The following is an 18,620-nucleotide window of genomic DNA, read 5'->3' as shown; positions in this document are numbered from 1 at the left end:
TTGCATCCATCGACGGCCGTCGATATGGTCTCAATCAATCGAAGTCGGTCGATGAAGGAGTTGCTGGACATGGACCTGCCTGTGGTGGTCGTCGGAGCCGGGCCGTCGGGGCTGGCCGCCGCTGCCGAACTGCTCGCCCGCGGCCTGACCCCGCTCGTGCTGGAGCGCGGCGGCCAGGCCGGGGCGGCGGTGGCGCAGTGGCACCACGTGCGGCTGTTCTCCCGCTGGTCGGAGCTGGTCGCCCCGGCCGCGCGCGAGCTGCTGGCCGGGCACGGGTGGACCGCGCCGGACCCGGAGGGCTACCCGACCGGCGCGGAGTGGGCGGCGCGGTACCTGCTGCCGCTGGCCGACGCGCTCGGCGCGCACGTGCGGTTCGGCGCGGAGGTCGTCGGCGTCGCCCGCCGCGGCCGGGACCGGGTGGTCGACGCGGGCCGCGAGACCGAGCCGCTGACCGTGCACGTCCGCACGGCGGCGGGGGAGGAGCGGATCACCGCCCGCGCGGTCGTCGACGCCTCCGGCACCTGGGGCTCGCCGAACCCGCTCGGCGGCGACGGCCTGCCCGCCGTCGGCGAGGCGGCCAACGCCGACCGGATCGTCTACCGCGTCCCGGACCTGTCCGCCGAGGCGGACCGGTACCGGGGCAAGCACGTCGTCGTCGCGGGCAGCGGGCACTCCGCGCTGACGGCGCTGGTCGCGCTCACGTCGCTGCCCGACACCCGCATCACCTGGCTGCTGCGCCGCGGCGCGGTCGGCGCGGTGTTCGGCGGCGGCGACGCCGACCAGCTCCCCGCCCGCGGCGCGCTGGGCAAGCGGGCTCGGGCCGCCGTAGAGGCCGGTCAGGTCACCGTCGTCACCGGGTTCCGCACCCACGCCGTCGAACCGGGGCTCACCCTGGTGTCAGACGAGGGCGCGCGCGTCGCGGACGTGGACGAGGTCGTCGTGCTCACCGGGTTCCGCCCGGACCTGTCCTGGCTGTCCGAGGTGCGGCTGGACCTCGACGCCACCCTCCAGGCGCCGGTGGCCCTCGCCCCGCTGATCGACCCGAACGTCCACTCCTGCGGCACGGTGTACCCGCACGGCGTCAAGGAGCTGTCCCACCCCGAGCCGGGCTTCTACCTGGCGGGCATGAAGAGCTACGGCCGCGCGCCCACGTTCCTGGCGCTGACCGGCTACGAGCAGGTCCGCTCGATCGCCGCCGCCATCGCGGGCGACCACGCCGCCGCCGAGCGCGTCGAGCTGGTCCTGCCGGAGACCGGCGTGTGCGGGGGAGCGGGCCTGTTCGACGTCGCCGAGGAGCAGACGAGCGGCTGCTGCGGCGCCCCGGCCGGTCCGCAGCCGCTGTCCCTGACCGCGCCCTGATGGCCCGGGCCCGGTCGGCGGGCCCGAGGTGCGTGCTGATCACCCTGTGCGTCACCGAGATCACCAGCTGGGGCGTGCTGTTCTACGCCTTCCCGGTGCTGGCGTCCCGGATCACGGCGACGACCGGGTGGTCGGCGACCGTGCTCACCGCTGCCTTCTCCGCGGGCCAGCTGGTCGCCGCCGGGGTGGGGATCCCGGTCGGCCGCGTGCTCGACCGGCACGGCCCCCGGGCGGTGATGACCGCGGGCTCGGCGCTGGGGGTGCTCGCGGTCGTGATCGTGGCCGCCGCGCCGGACCCCGGCTGGTTCACCGCGGGCTGGCTGCTCGCGGGCGCTGCCATGGGCGCCACCCTCTACCCGCCCGCCTTCGCCGCGCTGACCCGCTGGCACGGCCCCGACCGGGTCCGGGCGCTGACCGTGCTCACCCTGGCCGCGGGCCTGGCCAGCACGGTGTTCGCGCCGCTGACCGCCGCGCTGGCCGAGTGGCTGGACTGGCGCGGGGCGTACCTGGCGCTGGCGGCGATCCTGGCCGCGGTGACCGTCCCCGGGCACTGGTTCGGGCTCCGGCCGCCCTGGCCCGACCGGCCCGGCGGGACCCGGCCCGCGGCGGCGCCCGCGGTCGGCCTGCCGTTCGTGGCGCTGGCCGCCGCGGTGTGCCTGGCCGGGTTCGTCGCGTCGGCGGTCGTGGTCAACCTGGTCCCGCTGCTGATCGCCCGCGGCGCGGACACCGCGACCGCGGCCGTCGCCCTCGGCCTCGGCGGCGCGGGCCAGGTCGCGGGCAGGCTCGGCTACCCGGCGCTCGCCCGCCGCGCGGGCGTGCGGACCCGCACGGCGGTGGTCCTGCTCGCCATGGCCGCGACCACCGCTGCCCTCGCGGTCGCCACCGGCATCGCCGTGCTGATCGTCGCGGCCGTCGCCGCAGGCCTCGCGCGGGGCGTGTTCACCCTGCTCCACGCGACGGCGGTGAGCGACAGGTGGGGAACCGCCCACTACGGCAGGCTCACCGGCCTGCTGTCCGCCCCGGCGACCGCCGCGGGCGCGCTCGCCCCGTTCGCGGGCGCCGCCCTGGCCGTCCTGCTGGGCGGCTACCCGGCCGCGTTCCTCGTGCTGGCCTGCCTCGCCGTGGTCGCCGCCGTCACCTCCCTGGCCAGTCACCCGAAGGAGAAACCATGATCGACGCACTGGTCATCGGCGCGGGCCAGGCCGGGCTCGCCACCGCGCACGCCCTGCGCACGGCGGGCGTCGTGCCCGTCGTGCTGGAGGCGGGCCCGGAGCCGGTCGGCTCCTGGCCGTCCTATTACGACAGCCTGACCCTGTTCTCCCCGGCCCGGTACAGCGCGCTGCCGGGCCTGCCGTTCCCCGGCGACCTGGACCGCTACCCGGGGCGCGACGACGTGGTCGACTACCTGCGCCGCTACGCCAAGAACCTCGACGCCGACATCCGGGTCGGCCACCGGGTCCGGTCGGTCCGGCGCGACGGCGACGGGTGGGAGGTGGCGACCGACGACTCCGCGCTGCGGGCCCGGATCGTCGTCTGCGCCTCGGGCTACTTCGGGCGGCCGCACCGGCCACCGTTGCCCGGGTTCACCGGCACGGTCCTGCACTCGTCGGACTACCGCGAACCGAGTCCGTTCGCGGGACAGCGGGTGGTCGTGATCGGAGCGGGCAACTCGGCGGTCCAGATCGCCGCCGACCTCGCCCCGCACGCGCGCGTCACGCTGGCCTCGCGGACGCCGGTGCGGTTCGTCCCGCAGCGCCCGCTCGGGCGGGACGTCCACTTCTGGTCCACGCGGTCCGGGGTGGACGCCCTCCCGATCGGGCCGCTGCTGCGCGACCCGCCGTCGTCACCGGTTCTCGACGACGGGCGCTACCAGCGCGCCGTCACCGACCGCAGACCGCTGCACACCGCCGCCGACGGCACGCGCCTGACCTGGCCGGACGGCACGAGCGAGCACGTGGACACCGTCATCCTCGCCACCGGCTACCGGCCCGACCTGCCCTACCTGGCCGACCCCGGGCAGCCGCGCCGCGGCCTGTCCGTCCATCCCGGACTCGGGTTCGTCGGCATGGAATGGCAGCGCAGCCTCGCGTCGGCGACGCTGCGCGGTGTCGGGCGCGACGCGCGGTATGTCGTCAAGCGGCTGCTCAGGCGGACTGCAGGCTCGTCACGGTGAGATTGTCGTCGGCGACATCGACACGCACGTGCGCGCCCGGGCTGAGCGTGCCGTCGAGCAGCATCCGGGAGAGCCGGTTGTCGACCTCGCGCTGGATGGTGCGGCGCAGCGGCCGGGCGCCGAACTCGGGCTGGTGACCCCGCCTGGCCAGCCAGGCGACCGCGTCCGGGCTGATCTCCAGCCGGATGTCCTGGGCGTGGGCGCGGCGCCTGGTCTGCTCCAGCATGAGCTCGGTGATGCGGTGCAGCTGGTCCTCCTCCAGCCTGCGGAAGACGATGATCTCGTCGATGCGGTTGAGGAACTCCGGCCGGAAGCTCTCCCGCAGCCGCCGCATGATGCGCTCCCGCAGCGGCTGGTCGGTGTCGCGCTCGGTCGCGGGGGCGAAGCCGAGCGCGCCCTGGGTGCTCGCCGTGATCAGCTCCGAGCCCAGGTTGCTGGTCATGATCAGCACCGTGTTGGTGAAGTTGACCGTGCGGCCGCGGCCGTCGGTGAGCCTGCCGTCGTCGAGGACCTGCAGGAGGACGTTGAACACCTCGGGGTGGGCCTTCTCGATCTCGTCGAGCAGGACCACCGAGTAGGGGCGGCGGCGGACCGCCTCGGTCAGCTGCCCGGCCTCCTCGTAGCCCACGTAGCCGGGCGGGGCGCCGACCAGCCTGCTGACCGTGTGCCGCTCGCCGTACTCGCTCATGTCGAGGCGGATCATGTGGGTCTCGTCGCCGAAGAGTGCCTCGGCCAGCGTGCGCGCCAGCTCGGTCTTCCCGACGCCGGTCGGGCCGAGGAACAGGAAGCTGCCCGCTGGCCGGTCGGGCTCGGCCAGCCCCGTGCGCGAGCGGCGCACCGCCTCGGCCACGGCCTGCACCGCCTCGTCCTGCCCGACGACCCGGCCGTGCAGGTGCTCCTCCAGCTTCAGCAGCCGCTCGCGCTCGGCCTGGGTGAGCTGGCTGACCGGGATGCCGGTCAGCCGGGACACGACCTGCGCGATGTCCTCGGTGACCACCTCGGGCACGTCGGTCGGGCGGCCGCCGGAGCGGGTGGCCTCGATGTCGGCGCGCAGCGCGGCGATGGTGTCGCGCAGCCGCGCGGCGCGCTCGTAGTCCTCCTCGCTGACGGCCTGGTCGCGGTCGCGGGTGACCTGGTCCAGCTGCGCCTGCAGGTCGCGCACCTTGGCCGGGCCCCGGCCGGAGCGCAGCCGGACCCGCGCGCCCGCCTGGTCGAGCAGGTCGATGGCCTTGTCCGGCAGGAACCGGTCGGTGACGTACCGGTCGGACAGCGTCGCGGCGGCGTCCAGCGCCTCGTCGGTGAACCGGACCTGGTGGTGGGCCTCGTAGCGGTCGCGCAGGCCGTGCAGGATCGCGACGGTGTCCTCGACGCTCGGCTCGGGCACCAGGATGGGCTGGAACCGGCGCTCCAGGGCCGGGTCGGACTCGATGTCGCGGCGGTACTCGTCCAGCGTCGTCGCGCCGACGATGTGCAGCTCGCCGCGGGACAGCGCGGGCTTGAGCATGTTGCCCGCGCCCATCGCGCCCTCCGCCGCGCCCGCGCCGACCATGGTGTGCAGCTCGTCGATGAAGACGATCAGCTCGTCGCGCTTGGCCCTGATCTCGGCCAGCAGGTTGGTCATCCGCTCCTCGAAGTCGCCGCGGTAGCGGGTGCCCGCCACCATGGCGGCCAGGTCGAGCTGCACGACCCGGCGGCGGGCCAGCGTGTCGGGCACGTCGCCCTCGGCGATGCGCTGGGCCAGCCCCTCCACGACCGCGGTCTTGCCCACACCCGCCTCGCCGATGAGCACGGGGTTGTTCTTCGTGCGGCGGGAAAGCACCTCGACGGTCTGCTCGATCTCCTCGTCGCGGCCGATCACCGGGTCGAGCCCGCCCTCGCGGGCCATCGCGGTCAGGTCCCGGCCGAACTGCTCCAGCGTGGTGGCCTGCTCCGGCCTGCTCCGCTCCTCGCGCCCCCGCCCGGCCAGCGTCTCCGGGGCGACGCGCTGGTCGGAGAGCATCTTGCCCGCGCCCGACTCCGGGTTGGTGGCCAGCGCGAGCAGCAGGTGCTCAGGGCCGATGTAGGACGAGCCGAGGCCGCGGGAGATCTGGTGCGCGTCCAACAACGCCCGCTTGGCCGCGGGCGTGAGCCGCACGGGACCCTGCCGCGGCTCACCCACCTGCGACCGCTCCTCGATCCGGCTGGCAAGCTCGTCGGGGTCGGCGCCCGCGCGCTCGATCAGCACCCGGGTGGCCTGCTGCCGGGTGGCGGCCCAGAGCAACTGCTCGGTGTCGAGGTCCGTGCGCCCCCACCCCGCGGTCTGGTTGACCGCGTCGGAGACGAGGTCACGCGCCTGATCACTCATCAACCGGGTGATGTCCACCGAATACGACCCGCGGCCGCCGCCCGCCCCGAAGAACTGCGCCAGGAACTCGTCGAAGCTCCGCCCAGGACCACCTGGCCCGAACACACCCGTCATCGGTCCTCCCTGAAGGGGTCGGGTAGGGCTTACCTGCGGCGGGTACTCACAAACCTGTTGCCGCGATCGGGGTGCTTGTGTGTCTGCGGGGTGGTGTGTGCTTCGTTGCTGGGCTGCGGGTGCTGTTTGCTGGGTGTGAGGTTGCTGGCGCTGTAGGGCCGTGGGTGGCGCGCTTGGCGGGGCCGGGCGGTGGGCGGGGAGTGGCGTTGCCGGGTGGCGGGGGGTGGGGTGTTTCGCGAGTTGCTTTGTGGGTGTCCGATGGGGTGAACTCGCATTCGCGGGGCCCCTAAGCGAGACGGCGCGGCGCGGAAAGAAGGGCGGAGCGGCGAAGCCGTTCCGCGCCGAGCGAGGGTAGCACCGTCTCGCTCCCCACGAATGCGAGTCCACCCCATCGGACAGTTATCCGGGGCGTGTTGCGTTGCGTTGTGGTCCCGTTGCTTCGGAGGGTAGTAGAGAGTGGACAGTGGGAGTGCTCGTCCCGTTTGTCGTGCTCTGCCTGTACTACTTGCCTTGTTGGCGTGCGGAGTTGCCTTCGCTGTGGGGGCCGCTGCTGGCTTGTCCCTCAGTTCGGTTGCTTGTCCCTACGTCCGGCGAACCTGACCGGTTCTGCCCGGTGTGGTCACCTCGATGGCCTTCTTGCTTGCCCTCGGTCTTCCCCGGTCGGCTGGTTCCTGCCTCAGCCTGTCCCGGCTTCGGGCCTCTCCCTGGCTCTCGCTGTTCTAGCTTGCGCCTGGGTTGTTGAGCATGGGCCAGCCGTGTTCTGAGCAGCACTGGATGCCTAGCCAGGGCCAGTCGTCGGTGGGGGTGTCGGTTTCGGCTGGGGGGTTGGGGGTGAGTTGGGCGTGGTCGGGGGGCTTTCGCTCGTCGTCGGGCATGAGGCGCCTCCCCCGTTCACGCGGATATCGATCTCCAGCGTAAGCGGGCGGGGCTGGGGTCCCAAATTGACAGTGGATCTTTGTCAGGTGCTTGTCAACGGGAGAAGACGCCGTTCACACCGCGCCTGCGGCGACGACCGCATCGATCGTCGCTGGCCGTCGGGGCTGCCGAGGGGCCAGGACACGCCGCCGCTGGTCGTGGCGACGGCCGTCAGGTCTTCGGGTCCAGGGCGGCCGGGTTGTACCGGCAGGCCGGGTCCCACAGCAGGAACGACGGCGCTCCGACCGACTTGGACGCGTCGATCTGCGCCCGCACCTCCTTGGGCCCGTACGACACGCCCAGGCTGAACGCCTGCAGCCACGGGATGATCTCGCTGCCGGTGCCCTCGACCTTCTTCACGAAATCGCCCACCGAGCGCGCCGTGATGTCGTACGGCTGGCTCTCCGGACGCGCGACGCCGTACTCGCCCGGGCCCCAGTGCGACGGGTAGACCATCGGCGCGATGTAGTCGGCGTACTTGGCCATGCCCGGGATGTCCTGCGCCACCGGCGCGGGCCGGGTGACCGCGATGCCGAACACCGACACGCCCAGGAACGCCCCGTGCTTGCGCACCGCGTCGCGGCTCTTGGCCACGAAGTCGACGATCGAGTCCTCCGGCGTGCCCTTCAGCCCGGGCAGCTTCATGCTCGACAGCGCGCCCTCGGGCCTGCGGATGTAGTCGTAGAGGATGTCGTCGAACCCCAGGCTCGCGGCCTCCTCGGCCAGGCCGATGTTGTAGGCGATCACGTCGGGGTGGGCGAAGTTGGTGAACGAGTACTGCCCGTACGAGCTGGCCCACGGGGTGCCGCCCGAGGTCTGGATGACCCGGTCCTTCTTGCCGGACTCCCAGGACGCGCGGGCCATGATCGGGTCGCGGAACGCGACCAGCCTGCCGACGACGCGCACGCCCATCTTGTGCAGCTCGTCGGTGACGGCCTTGGCGTCGTAGTAGTCCCGGGTCGAGCCGATCTCCTTGGCCAGCGGCACGTTCGACTTGTAGCCGATCTCGCCGCTCTCGTCCTTGATGTCCAGCTGCACGGTGTCGATGCGGCCTTCCCTGGCCATCGCGAGCACCGGCTCGCGCAGCCCCTTGGACTGCCATCCGGCCGCCGACATGTGCACCGCGCGCATCCCGGGGTGGCGGGTGTCGACGGTGAACTTCTGCTCGGCGATGTTGCCCGCGGCGTCCCGCGCCTGGAACTGGACGGTCGCCGCGGTCGGCAGGGTGACGGCGAAGCGCCCGTCCTGGGCCAGCTCCACCGGCTTGCCGTCCATCGTCAGCGCGGACGCGCCCTCGGCGGTGCCGCGGACCTCGACCGGCTTGCGCAGGTCGGTCACCGCGTCGGCGGCCACGGTCAGCTTCGGCGGGGTGCCGTCGACGGTGAACCGCCTGCTCACCTCGTCGTCCGGCAGCAGCGGGACCGAGCCGGGCGAGCGCGCGGTCAGCGTGTGCTCGCCCTCGGCGAGGTCCGCGTCGGCGAGCACCAGCCGGTTCCCGTCCGCCTTGGCCTGCACGGGTTTGCCGTCGAGCAGCAGCTCGACCTCGTCGGGGTTCGTGCCCTCCGGCACCGTCACCGCGAGGTCGCGCGCCGCGTTGGCGGTCATGACCGCGCCGTCCTCCATGCCCATCACGACCGGATCGGCCGAGAGCGCGCGGACGGTCAGCGGGGTGACGACCGCGAGCGCGACCACCACCACGGCTCCCACGACCACGGCGGTCCGGCGACTTTTCCTCTGCGATCGCATATGCGTCCCTCCCGACCGATTTCATACCGCTGTGGCGTATCCAGGATGACCTCGGCTAACCAAATCCCACACCTTCGTGTCGCCCCGTTGCGTTCTCCGACCGCCGCCGCCGACCGTGGTGGTGTGACTGGTATGCGGGTAGGCGCACTGGGGGCGTTGACTGTCCTGTTGAGCGCGTGCGGCGGCACCGCGGGGCCGCCCCCGGCCGCCGTCCAGCAGGCGGCGCCTCCGGCCCCGCCTGCGCGCACCTCGGCGCCGCCGCCGGACCCGGCCGAGCACGCGGCGAACGAGCTGGGCGACGTCCCCGTCCTGATGTATCACCGCATCACCGACAAGCCCACCACCGTCTACGACCGCACGCCCGCCGACTTCCGCGCGGAGCTGCTGCGCCTGGCCAAGGAGAAGTACGTCCCGGTCACCACCGCCGAGTACGCCGCGGGCGACATCGACATCCCGGCGGGCACGCACCCGGTCGTCCTCACCTTCGACGACGGGCACCCCTCGCAGTTCGCGCTGACCCCGCAGGGCGAGCCCGTGGCGGGCACGGCGGTCGCCATCATGCTGGAGGTCGCCGAGCAGAACCCGCGCTTCCGCCCGGTGGCGAGCTTCTACGTCAACGGCGACCCGTTCGACGACCCCGGCGGCAAGCGGACGCTCAAGTGGCTGGTCGACCACGACATGGAGGTCGGCAACCACACGCTGACCCACTCCAACCTGGGCAACGCCTCGCCCGAGGCCGCCCAGCGCGACATCGCCCGCGGCGACGCGGCGATCCGCGCGGCGGGCGTGCGGGCGCGGACGATCTCGCTGCCGTTCGGCATCCACCCCGACCGCGCGGAGCTGGCGACGAAGGGCAGCGCGGACGGCGTCGCCTACGACTACATCGGCGCGCTGCTCGTCGGCGCGAACCCGGCGCCGTCGCCGTACTCGGCCGACTTCGACCCGCTGCGCATCCCCCGCATCCGCTCGCAGGGCCCGACGGGCGACGAGGCCGCGTTCGGCTCGTCGGTGTGGCTGGACAAGCTCGCGGCCGCGCCGAAGAGCCGCTACACCTCCGACGGCGTGCCCGACCGGATCGCCTACCCCCGCGACACCGACCGCACGGTCGCCGCGAACCACAAGGGGAAGGCCCACTCGTACTGACCCTCACCCCGCCGCGACGGTCCTGCGGTAGAGGGCGATGAGGCCGCGGCGGATGCCGAGGACCTGGCCGAGCATGATCCCGGCGAGCACGGCCATGCTGGTGGCCCCGGCCGACGCGGCGGGCACCCACAGGTCGACCAGGCGGGCGCGGTTGACGGCGACGAGCAGGTAGGCCACCAGGATCACCGCGCCCACCACGTCGATCTTGCCCACCGCCTTGCGCTCGAACTCGTGCCACTCCAGGCGGAACATCCGGCTCACGACGTGCCCGACGGCGATGCCCGCGAGCAGGCCCGCCGCGGCGAACACCAGCGTCCAGCCGCCCGCGAGGACGGCCTCGACCACGGCGACGGCCGAGGCGACCAGGAAGATCGCCAGGTAGACGCGGCAGCGCAGGATGATGGCCCGGTCGACGTGCCGCCGGACCGCCTCGCGCCGGGATCGGTCGGCATCCATGGGAGCACCGTAGGCAGCCGACGCCGTGTCGGCAGGCTCACAGACCGATTCGGTCGCTTTACCGACCGAATCGGTCGGTCCGCCGGTACCGTCGGGTTCATGGCACGCCCGTTCCGGCACCACGTCGACGACGAGATCCTCGACCGCGCGGCCGCGCTGTTCGCCCGGCACGGGTTCGAGCAGACGTCGGTGAAGGCGCTGGCCGACGCCGTGGGGCTGTCCAAGGCCGGGCTGCTGCACCACTACCCGACCAAGGAAGCCCTGTACGAGGCCGCCCGGAAGGTGGGCGACGCGCAGGCCAGGCGGGTGCTCGACCAGGTCGCGCCGCTGCCGCCGGGTCCCGCCAGGGACCGGCGCGCGCTGGAGCTGCTGACCGACATCGCGCTGGACCGGCCGGGCCTGGTCGCCCTGGCCTTCCGCTCGGTCACCGCGTCCGACGCGGTCCTCGACGACCAGGACGTGTTCGTCTCCGAGGTCTTCGCCGTCGACGCTGCCGACACCGAGCGGCAGGTCCGCGTCATCGGCGCGCTCAGCGCGCTGGCTGTGCTGAGCCTGGCCGCCAACCTGCGCGAGGAGAAGACCGCGTGGCGGCCGTTGATCATCGCGACCTGCTCCGACGCGCTCGCGTCCCGTCCGAACCAGGTGGAGGCCTGAATCCCGTGGCACGTCTGTTATACCGGCTCGGCATGGCCGCGCAGCGGCGCAGGCTCGCCGTCGTCCTGTTGTGGCTGGTCGTCCTGGTCGGCTCGGGCGTCGGCGCGCTGACGCTGTCCGGCACGACGTCGAACAGCTTCTCGATCCCCGGTCAGGAGTCCACCACCGCGCTGGAGACCATCACAGCGGAGTTCGACTCCGGCGGCGCCAAGGCCCGCGTCGTGGTCAGGGCGCCGGAGGGGCGGACCCTGACCGAGAACCCGCAGGCGGTCGGCGAGCTGGTGGCCGAGCTGAACGCCCTGCCCGGGGTGGTCGGCGCGAGCAACCCGTTCGACCCCGCCGCGCCCGCGGTCAACCGGGACATGGACACCGCGTACAGCACGGTCGTCTACGCGGCCCCCATGGGCGAGGTGACCGCCGAGCAGCAGGACGCGCTGCTGAGGACCGTCGAGGCCGCGCGGGCCGACGGCATGACCGTCGAGGTGACGGGCGAGGCGGTCCAGGCCGCCCCGCACATCGGCGGCGCCACCGAGGCGGTCGGCGTCGTCATCGCGCTGCTGATCCTCGCGCTGACCTACGGCTCGCTCGTCGCGGCCGGGATGAACCTGCTGACCGCGTCGGTGGGCGTCGGCATCGGCGTGCTGGGCATCACCATCGCCACCGGGTTCATGGACCTGCAGTCCACGACGACCGCGCTCGCGGGCATGCTCGGCCTGGCCGTGGGCATCGACTACGCGCTGTTCATCATCAACCGGTACCGGCAGGAACTGCGGCAGGGCGCGGACGTCCCGACCGCCATCGGCGTCGCCGTGGGCACGGCGGGCTCCGCGGTCGTCACCGCGGGCATCACGGTCATCATCGCCCTGGTCGGGCTGGTCGTGGTCGGCATCCCGTTCCTGAGCCAGATGGGCGTGGCCGCCGCGGCGACGATCGTCGTGGCCGTGCTCGTCGCCATCACGCTGGTTCCCGCGGTGCTCGGCTACCTCGGCCGCCGCGCCCTGCCCCGCAAGCAGCGCACAGCGGGGGTGGAGACCGCCGACCGCGGCTTCCACGCGGGCTGGGTCGGCGCGGTCACCCGCCGCCGCGTGGCCGCGCTGCTGCTGGCGATCGTCGGCCTCGGCGTCATCGCCGTGCCGGTCACCGCCATGCGCACCACGCTGGTCCCGACCCCGGCCGCCGACAGCACCCAGGCCAGGGCCCAGCAGCTGCTCGCCGACGGCTTCGGGCCCGGCGTCAACGGACCGCTGATCGTGCTGTTCGAGGGCGAGAACGCCGTGCAGGCTGCCAACCAGGCCGTCGGGCCGATCGACGCCATCGACGGCACGGCCATCGTCACGCCCGGCATCCCCAACCGGGACGGCACGGCGGCGATGGTCACGGTGCTGCCCGAGTCCGGGCCCACCAGCGAGGCCACCGAGCGCCTGGTCGCCGACCTGCGCGCCCACCTCGACGGCGCGGACGCCGCCGTCACCGGGGCCACCGCCGTCAGCGTCGACGTCGCCACCTCGCTCGACGACGCCCTGCCGGTGTACCTCGTGCTGGTCGTGGGCCTGGCGCTGATCCTGCTCGTGCTCGTGTTCCGGTCGCTGCTGGTGCCCCTGGTGGGCGTGCTCGGCTTCCTGCTGACCGTCGGCGCGTCGCTGGGCGCCACCGTCGCGGTGTTCCAGTGGGGCTGGCTGGCCGACGCGGTGAACCTCGACAGCGCGGGGCCGCTGATCAGCCTCACCCCGATCCTGGTGATCGGGATCCTGTTCGGGCTGGCCATGGACTACCAGATCTTCCTGGTGTCGCGCATGCACGAGGCGCACCACAAGGGCGCGGCGCCGCGCGCGGCGATCGTGACCGGCTTCCGGCAGGCCGCGCCGGTCGTCGTGGCCGCCGCGCTGATCATGTTCGCGGTGTTCGCAGGCTTCGTGCCCGCGGGCGAGCCCGCGATCAAGTCCATCGCCTTCGCGCTGGCCGTCGGCATCCTCGCGGACGCCTTCGTCGTGCGCATGGTCCTGGTGCCCGCCGCCCTGGCGCTGCTCGGCGAGCGCGCGTGGTGGCTGCCCCGGTGGCTGCGGTGGCTGCCGACCCTCGACGTCGAGGGCGCCGCCCTCACCGACCGCCCGGCCCAGGCCGAGCCGGTGGGCGCGGGGGCGGCCCGCTAGAACAGCCTGCCCACCTGGTTGACGATCGTCAGCACGGCCAGCGTTCCGAACAGGACGATCGACCAGCACAGCACGGCGATCCTGCCGGAGGAGATCCTGATCTCCTCCGGCAGGAGCCTGCGGTTGATCAGGATGAGCAGGCCGGAGTAGATGAACATCATCAGCCCGCCCGTGCACGCCGAGATCACGATCAGCACCAGCGGCTGGCTGAACCCGGCCAGCAGCACGACGCAGCCGATCACGACCAGGCCCCACACCAGTCCGAAGTAGATGGTGCTTTCCTTCTGCCCGGTCAGGTAGCTCGTCTTGAGGACGTCGGCGGCGAGCCTGCTGGTGTAGTCGACGATGCCCAGCGCGGCGGCGAAGAGGGCGAAGGCGCCGATGGCCCAGAACAGCGTCCCGAACCAGCCGCCGACCGTAGCGCTCAGCCGGTCGCCCTCCAGCCGGAGGAACTCGATGTCGTTGGGCAGGTCGTCGCGGCCGAAGACGGTGGAGTAGGCCAGCAGCGAGGTGAACACGATCGAGATGAACGAGATCAGCACGAACGTGTAGAGCTGCTCCCGGTTGGCGAAGCGCCACCAGCGCCGCCACCGGCCGAGGTTCTCCGGCGTCGGCTCGAAGATGAACCCGGTGCCGGGCGCGGCCTCCGGTTTGCCGGTCACCGGGCTCTCGATGCGCGGCACGTAGCCGCCCATGCCGTAGCGCTTGTCCCGGATCCAGTTGCTCTGCACCAGGTTCTGCCCGCCGCCGCCCCCGGCGAAGGCCAGCGCGCCGAGCAGCACGGCGAACCCGAGCTGCTGCACGGGGATGCTGGCGTCGGTGACGATCGTGGGCACGTCGGCCCACGCCTCGGCGGAGATGGCGACGAACACCCCGACGACGACCAGGACCAGCACCGCGGCGACCTTGAGCATCTCGGCCCGTTCGAGCGCGGTGTAGACGACCGGGGCGAGGGTGAGGATGAGGCCGATCGCGACCAGCATGCCGATCGCGATCCACCGCGCCTCGCCGCCCCACAGGTAGGTGATCAGCGTCGCCGAGCTGGTCGCCCACCCCGGCCAGAGGTTGGCGAAGTACGTCATCAGGGCGAACACCAGGCCCCAGTGCCGCCAGAACCGGCTGAACCCGGTCAGCGCCGTCTCGCCGGTGGCCAGGGTGTAGCGCTCGATCTCCATGTTGAGGAAGAACTGCGTGACCAGCCCGACCAGCGCCGCCCACACGAACACCAGCCCGACCTGGGAGGCGATGTAGGGGTAGAGGATGAACTCCCCGGAGGCCAGGCCGACGCCCGCGGCGATGACGCCCGGCCCGATGATCCGCCAGGTCGAGGCAGGCGCGTCCGGCAGCGGCCTGACCTGCGGCGGCGGCAGGTGCCCGCTCGGGAAACGCTCGACCACGGACCTGCGCTCGCCTGCCGTCATCACTGGCCTCCGGGGTGTCGATCGGCCCTTGACTACCCCTCTCTCAGTAACACCTGGTCATCAGGATGGCAATGTCAACCGGCGGTGTCGGACGCGCGGTGTCAGAGCGAGCCCCGCCGCCACGGGCCGGTGACGGCGAAGGTGATGCCGGGGGACTGGGCGTTGAAGAACAGCCAGTTGCCGTTCTTCGGCTCGAACGTCGAGCCGCACCACTCCGAGCCGGAGTAGTCGCCCGCGCGGACCGACTTGCCGGGCACGCCGCCCTCGGGGATCACGACCGTGTTGAGCGCGAACGGGAAGATCTGCCCGTCGGTGGTCAGCCCGTGGATGTACTCGCTCTCGCTGCCGTCCTCGCACAGCACGATGCCGCCGCGCGGGCTGACGCAGAGGTTGTCGGGGTTGTTGAGCACCTTCGCGTCGGGGGAGGCGAACAGCACGCGCATCCGCTCGGTGGCCGGGTCGTACTCGAAGACCTGGCCCTGGCCCTTCGGGCCGCCGCTGGTGGAGACGATGTAGAGGCGGTCGTTGCCCCACCACGCGCCCTCCAGGCGGCGGAACACCGCGCCGCCCAGCGCCGCGCCCTGCAGGGCCGGACGGGTCTCGCCGGGGGCGTAGTCGGGGTTGGCGATCGGCACCCACGAGGTGCGGTACTCGGTGCCGGTGCCGTCGGTGTAGGTCGAGTACGAGCCGCCCTCGGCGCTCTCGATGGCCAGCATCTGCAGGTCCCCGCCCGCGGCGAGGTTGCCCCGGCGCCGGGGGATGTAGCGGTACAGGCCGGACGGGGTGGCGTCCTCGGTGAGGTAGACGTAACCGGTGGAGGGGTCGACGGCGACGGCCTCGTGGCTGAACCGGCCCATGGCGCGCAGCGGCTCCGGGTCCCCTGCGCCGTCGAACGGGACCTCGAAGACGTAGCCGTGGCGGGTGCCGTTCGGCGCGATCTCGGTGGTCTCCTCGCAGGTCAGCCAGGTGCCCCACGGGGTGGGCCCGCCCGCGCAGTTGCGGATCGTGCCGCCGAGGCTGGCCCAGGACTCGGTGAACTCGCCCTTGTCCGGGTCGAACACCAGCGTGGTCGTGCCGCCGCCCGCGGTCGGGTTGTAGGCGGTCTCGGTGAACGCGCCGCGGTAGGCCCCGACCTCGTGGTTGCGGACGATCGCGACCTTGCCGTCGCCTCTGCGGAACGCGGCCATGCCGTCGTGCGCGCCGGGGGTCGCCACGCCGTCGCTCATGGCGTCGCCGGTCCACCCGAAGGTCAGGTACTCGAAGCCGCGGGGGAGCGAGAGCAGGGCCAGGCCGGTGGTGTGGTCGCGCGCGGGGATCAGCGGCCCGTAGTCGGGGCTGGCGTCCAACTTGGACATCGGGGCCGCGCCCGCGGTGCGCGCGCTCAGCGCGGTGAGCGGACCGGCCGCGGTCAGCGCCGCGGCGGCGGTGAGGCCCGTGCGCAGGAACGCGCGGCGTCCGGGGGCGGGCGGGGTGTCGACCACGGTCTCTCCTGGAGGGGTTCGTCGGGCGGGGACGGGCGAAACCCTAGGTGGGCGTTCCGGTCGTTTCGCCGTCCGGCGATCGACGGCCGGGTGAACATGTGGTTCCTCAGCCGAGGGCGGAAATCCGGTGGACGAGGACCGGGGCGGGCGATCACCCTGTCGGGATGCTTCCCCCCGGTCACTCCAGCCGACCCGCGACGATGGCCGACGCCGAGGCGATCCTGGCGCTGGTGTCGGCGTACAACGAGCGGGTCATCGGCCGCGCCGACACCACCCTGGACCAGATCCGCACCGACCTCGCCGAGCCGGGGTTCGCGCCGGAGACCGACTCCTGGCTGGTGCACGGGCCCGACGGCGCGCTGCTCGGCTACGGCTGGGCGTACCACAAGGGCGCGGGCCAGGTCCAGGTCGACGTCATCGCCGAACCGCCCGCGGTCGACTTCCTCTTCGCGCGGGTGCTCGCCCGTGCGGACGAGATGTCCCCGGGTGGCGTGGTCGACATGGGCTTCTACCGGGCCGACGACGCCCTGCGCGCCGCTGCCGAGCGGCACGGGTTCGCCCCCGCCACTGCCTTCCACCGCATGCGTATCGACCACGACGGCGACGCCGACCCGCCGATCGCCCCGCGCGGGGTGACCCTGCGGTCCGGACGGCAGGTGGCCGCTGCCGCGCACGCGGTCCTCGTCGAGTCGTTCAAGGACCACTTCGGCTGGGTGGGCAAGCCCTTCGCGGACTGGCAGACCGCGCTGGACGACAACCCGGTGTTCGACTGGCCCGGGCTCACCGTCGCCGAACTCGACGGGACGCCGGTCGGCGTGCTGCTCACCAACCGCGAGTTCGTCGAGGACGAGGACTGCGGGTACGTGGCCGACCTCGGCGTGCTCAAGGAGGCGCGCGGGCGGGGGATCGCCGGCTTCCTGCTGCGCACGGCGTTCGCCGCCGACCGCGCCGCCGGGCTGCGCGGCACCATCCTGCACGTGGACACCAACAACACCACGCCTGCCTTGAGCCTCTACGAGAACGCTGGTATGCGCCCGGTTCTCGTCATCGACGCGTGGCGGCGCGCTCCTCATCCGTTCGGGGGGCCCGACCACCCGTGAGGGTGTCGTCACCTCGGCCGCGACCTCGGGAAGCTCGACCCGGGAGGGTGTTTCGACCGAGGAGAGCCAACGTGAGTTTGCAGAGAGCGATCACCGACACGGACGAACTACAGATCTCACCCGTCTTCGCCCAGCGCATCGACGAGGACGTGATCCCGCGCGGCAGGCTGCCCGAGTCGCCGATGCCCGCCGCCGTCGCGGCCGGGATCATCCGGTCCCGCCTGCTGCTCGACGGCAGGGCGGCGCTCAACCTGGCCACCTTCTGCACCACCGCCGCCGAGCCCGAGCTGGAGGCGGTCTACGCGGAGACGGCCGCGATCAACCTGATGAACCGCGAGGAGTACCCGGCCAGCTCGGAGATCGAGCAGGACTGCATCAACGCGCTCGCCGGGCTCTGGCACGACGACGACGGCCGGTTCGTCGGCTGCTCGACCAGCGGCAGCTCGGAGGCCGCGATGCTCGCCGGGCTCGCGATGCTGCGCCGCTGGCGCGAGCGCGGCGGCAGCGGCGTGCCGAACCTGGTGTTCGGCACGCACGTGCACGTCTGCTGGCCGAAGTTCTGCAACTTCTGGGACGTCGAGGCCAGGACGGTCCCGCTGGCGCCCAACCGGACCACCCTCGACCCCACCCTCGCCGCCGAGGCCGTCGACGGCAACACCATCGGCGTGGTGGGCGTGCTCGGCAGCACCCAGGACGGCCGCTACGACCCGATCGAGCGGATCGCCGCGAAGCTGGACGCGCTGGCCGAGTCGGGTGGACCGGACGTCCCGCTGCACGTGGACGCGGCCAGCGGCGGCTTCTTCGCCCCGTTCGTCGACACCGACATCCGGTGGGACTTCGAGCTGCCCCGGGTGGTGTCGATCAACGCGTCCGGGCACAAGTTCGGGCTGGTCTACCCGGGCGCGGGCTGGTGCCTGTGGCGGGACCCGCAGTACCTGCCGCAGTCGCTCGTCTTCGACTGCAACGTGCTCGGCGGGCACCACCCGACCTTCACGCTGAACTTCTCCCGCCCGGCGTCCGGCGTGATCGCCCAGTACTACCAGTTCCTGCGCAACGGGATGGCGGGCTTCCGGATGATCGCCCAGCGCTGCCAGGACACCGCCCGCCACATCGCCGCGGGCGTGCGCAAGCTGGACCTGCTCGAACTCGTCGCCGACGGCGAGGACCTGCCGGTGGTGACCTTCCGCATGCGCGACCCCGAGCAGGCGGGGTTCACCGTCTACCACCTGTCCGAGGCGCTGAAGGCCGACGGCTGGCACGTGCCCGCCTACAGCCTCCCACCGGACCTCGAACACGTCGACGTGATCAGGGTGGTGTGCCGCCAGGGCTTCACCGTCGACCTGGCGAGCCGCTTCCTCCGCAGCCTCGCCACCCACATCGAGCGCCTCAGCGCGCACCCGTTCCCGTTGCCGGAGGTGCGCAACGCGTTGACGTTCAAGGACTAGGGGACCGTGTGGGGGCGGGCGCCCGCCCCCACGCCGAACCGCCCGGGCACGCGCGGCCTCTCGAAACGCGTCACAGTCGCCGGGCGCGCGGATGGTCTGGCAGTCGGCGGGTATCCGGT

13 protein-coding genes are annotated in these 18,620 nt (G+C 72.8%); 8 read left to right on the top strand and 5 right to left on the bottom strand.

Annotated features, from left to right (window positions below; genetic code table 11):
• The first annotated feature begins 69 nt into the window (after positions 1-69).
• Genes IEY98_RS13010 through IEY98_RS13000 form a run of 3 tightly spaced genes read left to right on the top strand, consistent with a single transcriptional unit; the run spans position 70 to position 3,532 of the window.
• Positions 70-1,359 (top strand): NAD(P)-binding domain-containing protein, encoded by a 1,290-nt coding sequence (locus IEY98_RS13010; protein ID WP_189210681.1) that lies wholly within the window; start codon positions 70-72, stop codon positions 1,357-1,359.
• The gene (locus tag IEY98_RS13005; protein WP_189210680.1) at positions 1,359-2,531 is read left to right on the top strand and encodes an MFS transporter; all 1,173 of its coding nucleotides are present in this window, start codon (positions 1,359-1,361) and stop codon (positions 2,529-2,531) included. Before IEY98_RS13010 ends, IEY98_RS13005 begins: the two co-directional genes overlap by 1 nt.
• On the top strand, positions 2,528-3,532 hold the full coding sequence (locus tag IEY98_RS13000; RefSeq protein ID WP_189210679.1) for a flavin-containing monooxygenase: 1,005 nt from the start codon (positions 2,528-2,530) through the stop codon (positions 3,530-3,532). Before IEY98_RS13005 ends, IEY98_RS13000 begins: the two co-directional genes overlap by 4 nt.
• Here IEY98_RS13000 and IEY98_RS12995 read toward each other — a convergent pair.
• A complete protein-coding gene (locus IEY98_RS12995) occupies positions 3,504-5,990 on the bottom strand; it encodes an ATP-dependent Clp protease ATP-binding subunit (RefSeq protein ID WP_189210678.1) in 2,487 nt (828 codons plus the stop codon). The genes IEY98_RS13000 and IEY98_RS12995 overlap by 29 nt on opposite strands.
• A 1,086-nt stretch (positions 5,991-7,076) precedes the next feature.
• A complete protein-coding gene (locus IEY98_RS12990) occupies positions 7,077-8,612 on the bottom strand; it encodes a putative glycoside hydrolase (protein ID WP_308425883.1) in 1,536 nt (511 codons plus the stop codon).
• A 171-nt stretch (positions 8,613-8,783) separates the two neighbouring features.
• Between IEY98_RS12990 and IEY98_RS12985 the strand changes: the two genes are divergently transcribed.
• Positions 8,784-9,794, top strand: coding sequence for a polysaccharide deacetylase family protein (locus IEY98_RS12985; protein ID WP_189210676.1), 1,011 nt, complete (start codon positions 8,784-8,786; stop codon positions 9,792-9,794).
• Positions 9,795-9,797: 3 nt separating this feature from the next.
• Here the strand turns inward: IEY98_RS12985 and IEY98_RS12980 are convergent, their stop codons facing one another.
• Positions 9,798-10,250, bottom strand: coding sequence for a hypothetical protein (locus IEY98_RS12980; RefSeq protein WP_189210675.1), 453 nt, complete (start codon positions 10,248-10,250; stop codon positions 9,798-9,800).
• Positions 10,251-10,349: 99 nt separating this feature from the next.
• Here IEY98_RS12980 and IEY98_RS12975 point away from each other — a divergent pair, with 99 nt between their 5' ends.
• Positions 10,350-10,904: a TetR/AcrR family transcriptional regulator gene (locus tag IEY98_RS12975; protein WP_189210674.1), complete on the top strand. Its 555-nt coding sequence runs from the start codon at positions 10,350-10,352 to the stop codon at positions 10,902-10,904.
• 5 nt (positions 10,905-10,909) lie between these two features.
• Positions 10,910-13,054: an MMPL family transporter gene (locus IEY98_RS12970; RefSeq protein ID WP_189210673.1), complete on the top strand. Its 2,145-nt coding sequence runs from the start codon at positions 10,910-10,912 to the stop codon at positions 13,052-13,054.
• On the opposite strand, the gene IEY98_RS12965 is transcribed toward IEY98_RS12970, so the two are convergent.
• The gene (locus IEY98_RS12965; protein WP_189210672.1) at positions 13,051-14,475 is read right to left on the bottom strand and encodes an Nramp family divalent metal transporter; all 1,425 of its coding nucleotides are present in this window, start codon (positions 14,473-14,475) and stop codon (positions 13,051-13,053) included. The genes IEY98_RS12970 and IEY98_RS12965 overlap by 4 nt on opposite strands.
• 101 nt (positions 14,476-14,576) lie before the next feature.
• The gene (locus tag IEY98_RS12960; RefSeq protein WP_229786871.1) at positions 14,577-15,956 is read right to left on the bottom strand and encodes a PhoX family protein; all 1,380 of its coding nucleotides are present in this window, start codon (positions 15,954-15,956) and stop codon (positions 14,577-14,579) included.
• Between the two features lie 164 nt (positions 15,957-16,120).
• Between IEY98_RS12960 and IEY98_RS12955 the strand changes: the two genes are divergently transcribed.
• Both IEY98_RS12955 and gad read left to right on the top strand, forming a co-directional pair.
• Entirely contained in the window at positions 16,121-17,056 is a 936-nt protein-coding gene (locus IEY98_RS12955) for a GNAT family N-acetyltransferase (protein ID WP_189210671.1), read from the top strand.
• A gap of 71 nt (positions 17,057-17,127) precedes the next feature.
• Entirely contained in the window at positions 17,128-18,501 is a 1,374-nt protein-coding gene (gene gad, locus IEY98_RS12950; RefSeq protein ID WP_189210670.1) for a glutamate decarboxylase, read from the top strand.
• The last annotated feature ends 119 nt before the right edge of the window (positions 18,502-18,620 follow it).

Source organism: Actinokineospora fastidiosa, from assembly GCF_014648415.1.
Classification (GTDB): Bacteria; Actinomycetota; Actinomycetes; order Mycobacteriales; family Pseudonocardiaceae; genus Actinokineospora; species Actinokineospora fastidiosa.
This window is presented reverse-complemented; position numbering and strand designations above follow the sequence as displayed.